The following is a 13,331-nucleotide window of genomic DNA, read 5'->3' on the forward strand; positions in this document are numbered from 1 at the left end:
TGCGTCAGTCTTTCTGCTGGCGCATATAGGTCGGTACGTCGAGGTAATCATCGCTGAGATCACCGCCGACGACCATGCGGGGACGTGTCACGGTACGCCCTGCGGCAGGCGTTTCCTGCGCCGGAGCGTCATAGGAGTCGTTATTGATGGAAGGCGCTTTTTTCGGCGCTTCCTCGTGGTCGAAACCCGTGGCAACGAGGGTGATCTTGATGTAGTCGATCGCGAGGGTGGCGTCCGTCGTGGTACCGAAGATGACGTCGGCATTTTCATCCGCGCTCTCCTCGACGACACCCATCGCCTCACCGATGGAGACCATCGGGAAGTCGGGGTGCATCGTAAAGTGCACAAGGACGCCCATCGCGCCGTTGATGCTCATGTTGTCGAGCAGCGGCGATTCGATCGCGGCGCGGATCGCTTCATAGGCGGCATTTTCACCCTGGTGTTCGCCGACACCCATTAGCGCCATGCCGTGATGGCACATGACGGTCTTGAGGTCCGCGAAGTCGAGGTTGATGTCATTGTCGCCCGAGGAGAGGATGACACCGGATGTCCCGCTGACCGCCTGGGCCAGGACGGCATCGACGATCTTGAAGGACTCTTTGAGGCCCAGGTTCTTGTCGATGATGGAGAGCAGTTTGTCATTGGGGATGACGACGATGGAATCACTCTCTTTTTTCAGTTCCGCCAGGCCCTGATCGGCTAGTTTGAGGCGTTTGCGCCCCTCGAAAGCGAAGGGCTTCGTGACGACGGAGATCGTCAGCGCACCGACGTCACGGGCGATCTGGGCAATGACCGGCGCTGCACCGGTTCCGGTACCGCCGCCGAGGCCGGCAGCGATAAAGACGATATCGGCACCTTCGATGGCGCTGCGGATATCGTCGTAGTTCTCGATGGCGGAGTCTTTCCCGACGCTTGGCTTCATGCCGGCACCGAGCCCCTTCGTCAGACGGCTGCCCATCTGGATTTTGACCGGGGCAAAGGAGGTCTGAAGCACCTGTGCATCGGTATTGGCGACGACCATCTCGATGCCGTCGACCCCTTCATTGATCATATGACCGATCATATTTCCGCCGCCGCCGCCGACCCCAATGGCAACGATACGCGCACCGTTATTGGCCGTCGTCTCTTCGATTTTGAACATATTGTCAGATCCCATCTATCACTCCCCTGTTAAAATAACTGTGTAATCCAGTTCCAAAACTTGCTGCCGAAGCCGGCAGCTTTGTCTGCGCTCTTCTTCGTGTCGAAGGATTTGATCCTGATCGTGCCGGCTTCCTCGGAGGGCGGCAGCGGAATCTCTTCCTCTACCGGCTCCTGAACGGAAGGTTCCGTCAGATCAGGTTTTTCCAACGGCTCTTCGTTGCGGTAACGTACCTGGCGGTTCACGTCGATTTCGTAAGGCGCATAGCCCCCCGCCGCATACTTGACGAGCCCGACCGCCGTTGCCGTCGCCGGTTCCTTGAGGGCGTCAAAAAGCCCCTCGACGTTGCTCGGCTTGGCGAGACGGACCGGGACGTTGTCGAAAATGGCAACGGCAAGATCACGGAGGCCGTCGAGTCTGGTAAAGCCGCCCGTCAGGACGACCCCGGCCCCCAGCTGATCTTTGAGCCCGCTCTTGTCGATGGACTGGGCGAGAATCATCAGGGTCTCTTCGACCCTGGCATAGATGACGTTGTGTACGACGCCGAGAGAGACTTCGTGCGTGGACTCCTCATCGCCGATAATGGGCAGCTCGATCAGATCGTCGCTCGGCGTACTGAGCGAGCCGTACTTGATCTTGACACTTTCGGCGACGTTGAGCGGCGTGTGCAGCGCCATGGAGAGGTCGCTGGTGATGTGGTGCGATCCGACGCCGAGGAAATCATTGTAGCGGATGGCGGTCCCGGAATGGATCACGGTATCGCAGGTGTGCCCGCCCATGTCGATCACGGCCGCACCGAGCTCTTTTTCATCCTCGTTGAGTACGGCGATGGCGGATGCGTAGCCGTTGAGCACGACGGTGTCCACATCGACGCCTGCACCGCGGACGGCTTTCTTGAGGTTGTTGAGGTTGGACTTCTGTGTCGTGATGATATGGGTCTCGACCTCGAGGCGTGACGCGTTCATTCCCAGCGGGTCCTCGATGAAGTCCTGGTCGTCGACGATGAAGTTGTACGGCAGGGTATGCAGCACTTCGTACTCGTTGGGGATATTGGCGTTGTACAGCGACGTGTGCATTACGCGGCTGATCTCTTTGAAGGTGATCTCCCGGTTGGGGATGTTGACGATCCCGCTGGAGTTCAGGCTTTTGGTGTAGGCGCCGGAGATGGAAACGACCGCCCGTTTGATCTCGGTCCCGGCGACGCGTTTGGCGTCGGAAAGCGCACCCTTGATCGCCTTGGACGCGAGCTCGATGTTGGTGATGGAGCCTTTCTTGATCCCCTGGGAACGGGCAATGCCGGCCCCCGAGATCTGAATCGCTCCCTCAGGGGAGATCTCCGCGATGATGGCGCAGATCTTGCTGGAGCCGATATCGATCGCGAGGACGCTTTTTTTCACTGCCCGAATCCTTGAAGGAAGATTTGTGTTTCATAGCGCTCTGAAAGGGCGGCGATCAGCGCCTGGCTGAAGAGGCTCTCTTTCGTCTGTGCGACCGCCTGATCCGCATTCGCATCGGCGACGGCATCGATCTGCTGGTCGAGAATGCGGTAGAGCACGATCTTGCCTGAAGGGAGCTGCGCCATGTTTTCGGCTTTGGCGGAACGGAAGAGGCTGGTCAGCAGGGCCTGCGTCTCTTGTTCATCCAGTCCCTCGACGCCGGAGGTCGCATCGCGTTTGAGGTAGCCCCCCGTGGTCGTACCGCGGAAGGATTTCAGGGAGGAGGATGCCAGTTCCATCAGCTTCTCGGCACGCACCTGGCGGCTGTAGGCGGCAAGCAGATCCGCTTTCGCCGCTTCGAAGCTTTTGGGCATCGGTTCGATGGTCTCCAGGCGCTTGATGATCAGGTATTTCCCCTGCTCCTTTTTCGGTTTCAGGTAGGGACTGGTTGCATCGGCGGCAGCGATGGCCTGCATCGTCTCCGCGCTGAAGGTGCCGTCGCCTTCACGGACGGTCGCCTCGACGATCTTCACGTCGGCGTCAAGCTTCTCTTTCTTGTAGGCGATGTAGGTCTTCAGGGCCTCTTTGTTGGTGGCCTTGTCGTTGACGGCGGCGACCACGGCGCTTTTGGCGCTGTCAAAGGCGAGGATCTTTCCGTCCGGGCCGATGAAGTCGTACTTGTGCGCATCGTAGTAGCTCTGCAGCTCCTCATCCCCGGCACCGGCTTCCACGGCGTCCTGGGTGATGTAGGCGATCTTGAACGCCCTCGGTGTCATGTAGTCGAGTTTGTGGGCTTCCCAAAAAGTTTTGAGGGCCGCATCGGAGGTGTCGATGTTGACCATCTCGCCGCTGAGGACTTTGTACTCGAATTTGTCCGCGATGCCCATGGCGGTCTCGAAGGCTGATCTTTCGATGCCGTTTGCCTGGGCAGGGAAGAGGGCAAAGAGTTTCTGGATCAGCAGTGCGCGGCGGATGTCCGCTTCGTAATCAACCGGCGTCAAACGGTTCTGTTTGAGGACCTTCTGGTAGAGCTCCTTGCTGAAGACGCCGTTCTCGATGAAGGCCTCTTGGGACTGCAGGACCGCGGCCACCTCTTTGTCGGTCGTTTCAAGGTTATAGCTGTTAGCGAGGTTGACCAGCAGGGCCTGGTTGACCAGCTGCTGTAACGCCTGTTTGTCCAGGCCGAGCTTCTTGGCCTGCTCCTCGTCAAATTTGCCCTGGAAGATCTGGCTGTAGCGGTTGAAAAGCTGTGCGTAGGTTTTCTGGAGTTCCCGGCTGGTGATACTGACGTCACCGACTTTCGCGACGGCCCCCGATTTATCGCCGTAGCTGTACTGCCCCCATCCGACGAATCCCGCGCCGATAAACGCGATCGTGGAGATCCAGATCGTAATGACGAGGTATTTTCGGTGTCGTTGCATCCATGTAATCATCTGTGTCGTTTGCCTTCTTGCGTCGTAGTTGTCAATTTTATTAGTTTAAAGCTTAAGAATTGCCTTAAAGTCCCTGTTTCCCGAACGTTTTTTCACTGAGAGTTCAATTATTTTCGATAAGATTTTCAAAATTCAACTTTTGGAGGGTAGAAGATGAACAACCGCGAAATTTCCGAGAGGGACCTGCGCCATATCTGGCATCCGTGTACCCAGATGAAAGATCATGAATTCCTGCCGCTCACGCCGATCAAAAAAGGCGACGGCATCTACCTCGAGGATTTTGAAGGCCACCGCTATATCGATGCGGTGAGCAGCTGGTGGGTCAATCTTTTCGGTCATGCGAACCCGCGCATCTCCTCGGCGGTCAAAACCCAGGCCGAAACGTTAGAGCACGTTATTTTGGCGGGATTTACCCATGAGCCCATTGTCCGTCTCTCCGAACGCCTGGCGGCGATGACGCCGGAGGGGCTAACGCGCTGTTTTTACGCTGACAACGGCTCGAGCGCTATCGAAGTCGCCCTGAAGATGGCCTATCACTATTATAAGAATATCGGAAAAGAGCGCCCCTTGTTCATCTCCCTGACCAACAGTTACCACGGCGAGACGATCGGGGCGCTCTCGGTGGGCGACGTGGCGCTCTACAAAGAGACCTACGGACCGCTGCTGCTGCAGACGATCCAGACGCCGGTCCCGGCGGACCAGAGCGAAGCGGCGGCGCTGGTCGCGGCCGCCGAGCTAGAGACCCTGCTCAAGGCCCGTGCGCATGAGGTCGCAGCCCTGATCGTCGAGCCGCTGATCCAGGGGGCGGGGAACATGCATATGTACCATCCGCGCTACCTGAAAGAGGCTCGGAAACTTTGCGATCAATATGACATTATGTTGATTGCCGATGAAATTATGACGGGATTCGGGCGAACCGGGACGATGTTCGCCTGCGAACAGGCGGGGATTACCCCGGATCTGATGACCCTCTCGAAGGGGTTGACCGGTGGTTATCTGCCGCTTTCCGTTACGATGACAACCGATAAGATCTACGAAGCGTTTTACTGCGATTACAATCTTTATAAGGCATTTTTGCATTCGCACAGTTATACGGGGAACGCCCTTGCCTGTGCCGCAGCCAATGCGACGCTGGATATTTTTGAACGCGACAACGTGATCGAAGCCAACCGGAAACTCTCGGCATTGATGGCAGAGGGGCTCAAACGTTTTGAAACTCTGCCGAACGTGAAATCGGTACGGCAGACCGGTATGGTCGTGGCGGTGGAGCTGGAGGGGTACGCCCCCGAGGAGCGTATCGGGCTGAAGGTGTTCGACTTCGCACTGGAGCGGGGGGTACTCCTGCGGCCGCTGGGCCCCGTCGTCTACTTCATGCCCCCCTACATTATTAAAGAAGAGGAGCTGGCCTACGTCATGGACACGGCTTACGAGGCGATCACGTCACTCTGATTTTAGGAGAGCATACTCTGCCGGAGCATCAGGATCCGGCAGCTCTTCTCCAGCACGGCCAGCTGTTTGGCCATCTCATGCAGGTCACGGTTATAGGCGTAGATGCCGTAGCCGCGGATGACGACCAGTTCCAGGTCGGAGTTGAGCAGCCGTTTGGGGATCTCCGTGGAGGCACGCTCGTACCACTGGTCGAAGGAACGGGGATCGTACACCTCGACACGGGGCATCTCCTTGATCCCGAAATAGTCTTTCGGTTCGATCACATCGTGGAGCAGGCTGTAGGCCATCGTATTGGGCGGCATTGAGAAGGTGATGAATTTGGCATCGCTGATCTGGCGGTAGATATTGTGGTGGATGGCCGCGTCGATACTGGCCTCGTTCCAGCGGTAATCTTTCTGGAAATAGAGCTCGATCAGCTGCTGCTCATTCATATGGTCGAAAATGGTGTCTTTCGTATTGATGATGAAACGGCTGTTGTCGGATTTGGCGGAGACGCTGCCGTGGTAGATGCTGAAGAACTCTTTGCGGAACATCGAGAGGGAAAAAGAGACGAGCTGTTCTTTGAGATGCTGTTTGTTCATAGCGCTATTGTAACGGAAGATAGGTGAATTTTTGTGTGAAGAAGAAGGGGGTGGGGGCCGGCCTTACGGCTGGCCGTTGCCGTACTGCTCGGCAAGATAGTCGGTGATGAGGGCCCGGTCCTCTTCGGTGATGGGCGCTTTGAACGCGACAACCATCTTGTCGACTTTCTCTTTCCAGAAGCTGCGGGACTGTTTGCCCTGGTTCAGGATATAGCCGAAAGAGTGGCAGGTCAGACAGTTGGCCTGGACCAGGTCGAAGTGCTTGCCCATTTTGATCTCAAACGGGACATAAGGGACTTCGACATCCTCGTTCAGGACGGCGTGGAGATTAAGGGCACCCAGGCTCAGCAGGGCGGCAAAGATTGTTTTTTTCATAGAGGCTCTCCTTAGACTACTTCGACGGTAACGACGTCGATCCCGTTAAATTTGTAACCGCCGTGGTTCCACTTGATATCTTTGGCAAGCGGCTGCGCTTCGCCGGCGCGGTTGATCGCCTTGGCCATGATGGTTTGCTTGCCGTACTTCTTCGGTTTGAAGTCGTAGGTGAAGGCGCGGAAGGCGTAGCGGCCGAGGTCGTCGCCCAGCGTCGCCTCCTGCCACGTTTTGCCGTCGTCGAAGGAGAGCATGACGGCCTTGATGCCCGCACCGTAATCGAAGGCAACCCCGCGGATGGTGGTGTAGGAGTTGTGATAGAGCGTATCGCCGTTGGTCGGGTAGCCGATGAAGGACTTGACGTTCATCTTCGTGATCGGTTTGGTCGGAACGTGTTCACCCGGCTTCTGGCATTCGCAGTCGTTGTCCGGGATGCGGTACGCTTTGTCCATAAAGAAGAGGTGCTGGTAGTCGCTGGTGACGGTCAGGTTGCTCAGCATTTTGACCCAGCTGTCGGAGTAGGTGCCCGGGATGACGAGGCGCACCGGGTAGCCGTTAAGGTACGGCAGGTCCTCGCCGTTCATCTCATAGGCAACGATGACGTGGTCACCGATCTCTTCGAGGTGCAGTTCACGGACGAAGTTCGGCGTTTCGTAGTAGGCAGCCGTTTCGGAGCCGTTGAACCCGACCCATTCCGCCTCTTTCTTCAGGCCTGCACGCTCAAGGATGTCGCGCAGACGCACACCTTTCCAGCGGGCACAGCCCATGGCGCCGCTGCCCCACTGGATACCGCCGGCAGTCGGCTTGAACGCGGAGCGGCTGTTGCCGCCGCACTGCAGGACGGCATAGACTTCGACCGGCTCGTACTCGTTTTTGAGCTGGTCGACGGAGAGGGAGAGCTCGCGCTCGACGAGGCCGTTGACCTTGATGCGGAAGGTGTCGAGGTCGATGTGCGTCGGGATGTCCGGCATGTGCCAGCGGACAAAGAACATGTCGTTCGGCGTGACCGGGTGGGCAAAGACATAGCGCGGCGATTCGAGCAGCGGCGGGCGGTCGGAGTAGGTGATCATCGGCCGTTTCTGCGGGAACGGAATGGAGGAGATTTTGCGGTTATCGACGGGCTGGCCCGCGGCGAAGGCTTCGGGGCCCAGCGCGGTCACGCCGGCACCGGCCAGCGCGCCTTTAAGGAAAGATCTGCGTTTCATGATTTGAGGACCTTGAGACGATATAAAATCGTTTGATAAAAATTATGTCCGTATTTTATCAAAAAGATATGGTTAAGAAAAATAAAACCAAAATGATATAATGTGCAATAAAACTGTTCTTAATGGATGCCGTTCAGCCCCGAAGAGAGGGGCTTTCAGGTACAGGAGGAGGCGAAATGTATACGTTGAAACAGCTGGAACTTTTCCTCGATCTGGGGCGGAGCGAGAAGATCATCGACACGGCCAAGAAGTTCGGCCTGAGCCAGTCGGCGGTCTCGATGGCGATCAAGGAGCTCGAGCGGCTGCTCGACGGCCCGCTTTTCGAGCGGATCGGCAAACGGCTGGTGCTCAATGGGCGGGGGGCGATGCTGATGCGCAGCGCCCAGCCGCACGTTGATGCCCTGCATGCCCTCTACGACCAGATGCGCAGCGATTCGCTGCGCGGCGAGCTGCGCCTGGCGGCCAGCGTGACGATTGCGGAGTATTTCATTCCGACGCTGGTCTGCAACTATATGGAGCAGAACGAACACGTTACCATCTCCCTCAAAAGCGCCAACACCGCCGACGTCATCCGCAAAGTCACCTCCGGGGAGGTGGACATCGGCTTTATCGAGGGGGAGGGGATCCTCGAAGAGGTCGAGAGCCGGGTGCTGATGCGCGACGAGCTGGTCGTGCTCACAAGTGACAGGACGCTGGCGGAGCGGGGGCCGTGGTTCATCGACCAGCTGGCATCGCGGCCGTGGATCATGCGTGAAAAAGGGTCGGGGACCCGGGCCGTCTTCCTCAACGCCATCAGCCCCGTCGACCAGGAGCTCAATATGGTGATGGAGCTGGAGCATATCGAGTCGATCAAGAACTTCCTGCTGGCCAAGCCCGATTACCTCAGCGTTCTGCCGCGCATCTCCGTCAGAAGGGAGCTTGAAGAGGGGCACCTCTTCGAGATCGCGATCAAGGCGCACCACTTCGAGCGCGACTTTACGATGATCTCCCGCAGCCAGCAGACGCTGCTGCCGCTGCAGACCCATTTCCAGGAGTACCTCTTAAGTTCCATCGGGCTACAATAGCGCATGCAGAATATCCCCCATATCCCGGTACTCTACCGTGAAGTTACCGAAGCTTTTTCCGGGTGCGAAGCGGGCATTGTCGTCGACTGTACCATGGGGTACGGCGGGCACAGCAGCCTGCTGCTCGAAGCGAACCCGAACCTTCGCCTCGTCGGCATCGATCAGGACGAGACGGCGATCCGTTTCTCCACGGAACGGCTCGCCCCCTTCGGGGAGCGTGTCGAGATCCGTAAGGGGCGTTTTTCCGCCGTGCTGGAGACCATCGTGCGGGATTACGGCGCGGAGCAGATCCGGGGAGTGCTTGCGGATATCGGCGTCTCTTCGCTGCAGCTGGATGAGAAGGACCGCGGTTTCTCCTTTGAGAGCGAGACGCTCGATATGCGGATGGACCCCTCGGCGCCGCTGGATGCCGCGACCGTCGTCAACAGCTACGCCGAGGCGGAACTCGAGCGCATCCTGCGCGACTACGGCGAGGTCCCCAACGCGCGCAAGATCGCGCAGGTGATCGCTTCGCAGCGCCCCTTTACCTCCGCCAAAGCGCTCGCCGAGGCGGTCCGCCCCTATGCCCCCCGCGGCAAGAAGATCCACCCGGCGACACTGGTGATGCAGGCGATCCGCATCGAGGTGAACGACGAACTGGGGGAGCTGAACCGCCTGCTCGACGTCTGCGAACGCGCCTGCTTCCCCGACGCGGTTATCGGAATCATTGCGTTCCACTCCCTCGAAGACCGCATTGTCAAACAGCGGTTCGCGCAGTGGAGCCGCAACTGCATCTGCCCCAGCGACGCGATGCGCTGTACCTGCGGCAACGACCACGCCATCGGGCGTCCCCGGCCGAAAAAACCGATTACGGCACAGGCGGACGAACTCAAAGAGAATCCCCGCAGCCGCAGTGCGAAACTGCGGTTGTTTGAGATGAACTGCCATGGACGATAAAGCCAACCTTCTGGAAGAGACCGGCAGCGCCATTGTCACCCGCAAGGGAATAGGCCTGCGTTTTCTGCTCAGCATGCTGATGGTCTTCGGGATCGCCTGGATGCTGCTCTTCCCGAAGATCTACCTCCAAAACAGCATCTACTACAAGAGCCGCGACATCGCGACGATGCAGCGCGAGTATGAGACCCTCAAAGAGGAGAACCTCGTCATCAAGCGTCGGGTGGAGGCGCTGAAGTTCAAAAACCAGGTACTTGACACCCTCTTTGCCGAGGAGCAGCCGTGATCGCACGCCTGATCGAGTTTGCGCTGAACAAGCCGCTGCTCAACCACATGCTGCTGCTCTTTGTGCTGCTCCTCTCCGTTTTCGCCTACCTCAACATTCCCAAAGAGATCTTCCCGCCGATCCAGATGGACAAGATCACGATCAGCGGCGGCTACGCCGGGGCGAGCGCGGATGTCCTCGATAAGATGGTCGTCACCACCATCGAGGACGAACTGGGCAATATCAGCGAGCTGGAGACGGTGACGACGACGATCAAAAACGGCGCCTTCACCATTACCGCGGACATCAAGCCGGGGTCGGAGAACATCACCGTGCTCAACGACGTCAAGGATATCATCGCCCAGACGAAGCGGGACCTCCCTTCGGACATGAACGAACCCATCGCGCAGATCCATGAAGAGACGATCCCGCTGGTACTGGTGGCCATCGCAGGTGAGGCACCGATGACCGAACTCCTTGCGCGCGCCGACGAGCTCAAAAGCGCGCTGTCGCGCTACAAGGAACTCAGCGACATTACGATCCGCGGCGATTCCGACGACGAACTCGTCTTCCGCATCGACCCGGACAAGCTGGATGCCTACGGCCTCTCCACCGACGCCGTGGTCGCGGCGCTGCAGAACCTCAGCTCCATTTTTCCCGTCGGCACCGTCAAGCGGCGGGGCGAGCACCTCTACATCAGCACCTACAACGGCGAAAAGGATGAAACGGCGATCGAAAACACGGTCATCGGCGTCGGCGGAAAACGGGTGAAAATCGGCCAGATCGCCACGGCCACCTTCGAACTGGGCGACGCGACGGAGCTGTCGCACTACAACGGGGTGCGCAACGTCTCCGTCAACATCACCAAGTCAAAATCGGGCAACGCCATCGCCCTGGCCAAGCAGATCCGCGAAACCCTCAAGGGATTCGAAGCACGTTACCCGGATCTGCAGTTCGCGGTCTACACCGACACCTCCGTCTGGATCAAGAACCGTCTCAATACCGTCGTTTCCAACATCATCGTCGGGCTGATTCTCGTTTTTGCCGCCATGCTCATCTTCGTCAACCGCGGTATCGCGCTCGTGGTGGCGATGGGGATCCCGATGAGTTTCATGATCGGGCTGATCGCGACGGAGATGATCGGCTATTCGCTCAACATGCTCTCCCTGCTCGGTGCCCTGATCGCCCTGGGGATGCTTGTGGATGAAGCGATCGTCGTGGCGGAGAATATCTACCGCCATATGGAAGAGGGGATGCCGCGGAGGGAGGCTGCGATCCAGGGGGCGGTGGAGATGTTCCCCGCGGTACTGACGGCGACGCTGACGACGGTCTTCGCTTTTTTGCCGATGCTGCTCATCACCGGGGAGATGGGGACCTTTATCAAGATCCTGCCGGTGATGATCACCATTTTGCTGATTAGTTCCCTCTTCGAAGCCTTCTTCTTCCTGCCGCTGCATGCGCACGAACTGCTGCGCCTGCGCCGGGAGAGCCATGTCAGCCACGGTATCTGGGAACACCTCTACCGCTGGTACGACAAAACGCTGCACCTCCTTTTCCGCCACCGCAAGCGCTCTCTCTTCCTGATCGTCGGCGCCATCGCGGCGCTCACGGCGGTGATGGTGTCGCAGAGCCGTTTTCAGCTCTTCCCGCCCTTTGACGTCACCCAGGTCTACGTGACGGGGAAGGTCAATATCAACAACGAGCTTGAAGACACGGAGGAGCGGGTCGCGATGATCGAGCGGATGCTGCTGGAGAAGCTGGACCCGGAGGAGTACTCCTCGGTGACGTCTGTCATAGGGATGCGCCTGGATGCGAAGAACAAGGCGGAGATCGGCGAAAACCTCTTCCAGGTCTTCATCGACCTGCATGAACGGGCCCCCGATAACTGGTACAACCGCTACATCAACCCCATCTTCTCCATCGAATACAACGCCGAGGTGCTCAAACGCCAACGCGACGCCAAACGGATCAGCGAGGACGTGAAGCGGTGGCTCGAACCGCTTGCCCAAAGCAGCGAAGCGGACGGGACGAAAACATTCGAAAACTTCAACGTCACCGTGCCGGGAACGGGCGTCGTCGCGCACGATATCGAGCTCGCGCTCGAGGGCAAGGACGACACGGAGCTGGCCAAGGGAGTAAAAGTGCTGGAAGCGGCCCTGGCCGAAGTGACCGGGGTCTATAATATTTCGGATGATGCCGACCTCGGGGAGCGGGAGCTGAAGCTGCGCATCAACGACTACGGCTACGACCTGGGCCTGAGCGAGGCGGACATCAGCCGCCAGCTGCGCGCCCACTACCTCAAAGGCGAATACGGCAAGATGTTCAGCGCCAGCGGCCTGGTGCGCATCCGCATCGAGAGCGTGCAGAAAGATGACCCCGAGAGCCTGGAGAGCTTCCGCATCCAACTCCCGAACAGTACCCAGACCGTGGCCCTGCGCGACGTCGCCGACTTCATCTATACGCAGGCATACGTGACGATCGAAAAAGAGGACGGTGCGCGTATCCGCAGCGTCTATGCGTCTTTGGACAAGGATATCCGGACATCGTCGGAGGTGATGACGGCGATCGCACCGACGCTGGATCGCCTTAAAAATGAGGGGTTCCATATCGAGATCAAGGGGGAGGAGAAGGAGAACGCCAAGACGCAGCGGGAGATGTCCCAGGCGGCGGCCGTCGCGATCTTCCTGATCTTCATAACCCTCGTCTGGCTCTTTGATTCGTTGGTACTGGCCCTGATCGTCCTCAGCACGATCCCCCTGGTCCTCGTCGGGGTCTATGTCGGCCACTGGTTGATGGGGCTCTCCATCACGATGCCGAGCCTGATCGGGGCCGTGGGGCTGGCGGGGGTCGTCGTGAACGACGGCCTGATCATGGTAAGCTTTATACGGCAGGCCCGGGACAGCGAGGCGCTGATGCAGCGGGCACGGACCCGCCTGCGCCCGATCCTGATGACGTCGATCACGACGGTACTCGGGTTGATGACGCTGATCTTCTTCGCTTCCGGTCAGGCACAGATCCTGCAGCCGATGGCGGTGTCACTGGGGTATGGGATTTTATGGGCAACGGTACTGAACTTGTTCTATGTACCGCTGCTGTATGCCGTCATCTACCGTATCAAACGGTAGCGACGTGCTTTGAAATGAGAGGAGAAAAGGAAGTGCGGTAGGGAGGGAAGCCGACACTTCCCTCCCTGTGATTAAAACGGACACTCAAAATCATGACAGACCTGCCGTCCGCACAGACGTCAATGCCCGCATGATGGCATCAGGTTGAGTAGTAAGGAGTGTACCGTCACCTTATGTTGAACCGAGAACTGTGTGCTAATTAGTAGAGCGTGTGCAAGACACTCGAGGAGTAGAAGACCTTAGTTTATGTTTAGGCAACCCGGCCGTCTCAGTGAGACCCGTAGGCTTTCCGTCCCCGTTTCGCAACGAGTTTGGCATTATCTACAT

General features: G+C 58.3%; 11 protein-coding genes and 1 riboswitch. Of the genes, 5 read left to right on the top strand and 6 right to left on the bottom strand.

The genetic code is table 11. The features are described from left to right. Positions 1–4: 4 nt before the first annotated feature. Genes ftsZ through ACXWTF_RS04875 form a run of 3 tightly spaced genes read right to left on the bottom strand, consistent with a single transcriptional unit; the run spans position 5 to position 3,998 of the window. A complete protein-coding gene (ftsZ, locus tag ACXWTF_RS04865) occupies positions 5–1,156 on the bottom strand; it encodes a cell division protein FtsZ (protein WP_461713882.1) in 1,152 nt (383 codons plus the stop codon). Between the two features lie 14 nt (positions 1,157–1,170). Next, positions 1,171–2,538: a cell division protein FtsA gene (ftsA, locus tag ACXWTF_RS04870; protein ID WP_461713883.1), complete on the bottom strand. Its 1,368-nt coding sequence runs from the start codon at positions 2,536–2,538 to the stop codon at positions 1,171–1,173. Further along, positions 2,535–3,998: a peptidylprolyl isomerase gene (locus tag ACXWTF_RS04875; protein WP_461713884.1), complete on the bottom strand. Its 1,464-nt coding sequence runs from the start codon at positions 3,996–3,998 to the stop codon at positions 2,535–2,537. Before ACXWTF_RS04875 ends, ftsA begins: the two co-directional genes overlap by 4 nt. A gap of 165 nt (positions 3,999–4,163) precedes the next feature. Between ACXWTF_RS04875 and ACXWTF_RS04880 the strand changes: the two genes are divergently transcribed. After that, positions 4,164–5,459 (top strand): adenosylmethionine--8-amino-7-oxononanoate transaminase, encoded by a 1,296-nt coding sequence (locus tag ACXWTF_RS04880; RefSeq protein WP_461713885.1) that lies wholly within the window; start codon positions 4,164–4,166, stop codon positions 5,457–5,459. 2 nt (positions 5,460–5,461) lie between these two features. Here the strand turns inward: ACXWTF_RS04880 and ACXWTF_RS04885 are convergent, their stop codons facing one another. The 3 genes from ACXWTF_RS04885 to ACXWTF_RS04895 all read right to left on the bottom strand — a co-directional run bounded on the left by ACXWTF_RS04885 (position 5,462) and on the right by ACXWTF_RS04895 (position 7,617). Next, the gene (locus ACXWTF_RS04885; protein ID WP_461713886.1) at positions 5,462–6,040 is read right to left on the bottom strand and encodes a class II aldolase and adducin N-terminal domain-containing protein; all 579 of its coding nucleotides are present in this window, start codon (positions 6,038–6,040) and stop codon (positions 5,462–5,464) included. A 63-nt stretch (positions 6,041–6,103) separates the two neighbouring features. Beyond that, positions 6,104–6,415 (bottom strand): sulfite:cytochrome C oxidoreductase subunit B, encoded by a 312-nt coding sequence (locus ACXWTF_RS04890; RefSeq protein ID WP_461713887.1) that lies wholly within the window; start codon positions 6,413–6,415, stop codon positions 6,104–6,106. Positions 6,416–6,426: 11 nt separating this feature from the next. Beyond that, on the bottom strand, positions 6,427–7,617 hold the full coding sequence (locus ACXWTF_RS04895) for a molybdopterin-dependent oxidoreductase (protein WP_461713888.1): 1,191 nt from the start codon (positions 7,615–7,617) through the stop codon (positions 6,427–6,429). A 176-nt stretch (positions 7,618–7,793) separates the two neighbouring features. On the opposite strand from ACXWTF_RS04895, the gene ACXWTF_RS04900 reads away from it, so the two are divergent. From ACXWTF_RS04900 to ACXWTF_RS04915, 4 genes are read left to right on the top strand one after another with little or no spacing between them, the layout of a single operon-like run. Next, positions 7,794–8,681, top strand: a complete 888-nt coding sequence (locus ACXWTF_RS04900; RefSeq protein WP_461713889.1) for a LysR family transcriptional regulator — start codon at positions 7,794–7,796, stop codon at positions 8,679–8,681. A gap of 3 nt (positions 8,682–8,684) precedes the next feature. Further along, entirely contained in the window at positions 8,685–9,617 is a 933-nt protein-coding gene (gene rsmH / locus ACXWTF_RS04905) for a 16S rRNA (cytosine(1402)-N(4))-methyltransferase RsmH (protein ID WP_461713890.1), read from the top strand. Continuing rightward, on the top strand, positions 9,607–9,900 hold the full coding sequence (locus ACXWTF_RS04910; protein WP_461713891.1) for a hypothetical protein: 294 nt from the start codon (positions 9,607–9,609) through the stop codon (positions 9,898–9,900). Before rsmH ends, ACXWTF_RS04910 begins: the two co-directional genes overlap by 11 nt. Further along, positions 9,897–13,004: an efflux RND transporter permease subunit gene (locus tag ACXWTF_RS04915; protein WP_461713892.1), complete on the top strand. Its 3,108-nt coding sequence runs from the start codon at positions 9,897–9,899 to the stop codon at positions 13,002–13,004. The genes ACXWTF_RS04910 and ACXWTF_RS04915 overlap by 4 nt, the downstream gene beginning before the upstream one ends. Positions 13,005–13,254: 250 nt before the next feature. Continuing rightward, positions 13,255–13,330, bottom strand: a riboswitch (cyclic di-GMP riboswitch). Position 13,331: the final 1 nt, after the last annotated feature.

Source organism: Thiomicrolovo sp. ZZH C-3, assembly GCF_054862725.1.

What these genes read in the sequence shown, in the direction of transcription:
- ftsZ (WP_461713882.1), bottom strand. Translation starts at nt 1,156, where the DNA reads ATGGGATCTGACAATATGTTCAAAATCGAAGAGACGACGGCCAATAAC.
- ACXWTF_RS04875 (WP_461713884.1), bottom strand. Translation starts at nt 3,998, where the DNA reads ATGCAACGACACCGAAAATACCTCGTCATTACGATCTGGATCTCCACG.
- ACXWTF_RS04880 (WP_461713885.1), top strand. Translation starts at nt 4,164, where the DNA reads ATGAACAACCGCGAAATTTCCGAGAGGGACCTGCGCCATATCTGGCAT.
- ACXWTF_RS04885 (WP_461713886.1), bottom strand. Translation starts at nt 6,040, where the DNA reads ATGAACAAACAGCATCTCAAAGAACAGCTCGTCTCTTTTTCCCTCTCG.
- ACXWTF_RS04890 (WP_461713887.1), bottom strand. Translation starts at nt 6,415, where the DNA reads ATGAAAAAAACAATCTTTGCCGCCCTGCTGAGCCTGGGTGCCCTTAAT.
- ACXWTF_RS04895 (WP_461713888.1), bottom strand. Translation starts at nt 7,617, where the DNA reads ATGAAACGCAGATCTTTCCTTAAAGGCGCGCTGGCCGGTGCCGGCGTG.
- ACXWTF_RS04900 (WP_461713889.1), top strand. Translation starts at nt 7,794, where the DNA reads ATGTATACGTTGAAACAGCTGGAACTTTTCCTCGATCTGGGGCGGAGC.
- rsmH (WP_461713890.1), top strand. Translation starts at nt 8,685, where the DNA reads ATGCAGAATATCCCCCATATCCCGGTACTCTACCGTGAAGTTACCGAA.
- ACXWTF_RS04910 (WP_461713891.1), top strand. Translation starts at nt 9,607, where the DNA reads ATGGACGATAAAGCCAACCTTCTGGAAGAGACCGGCAGCGCCATTGTC.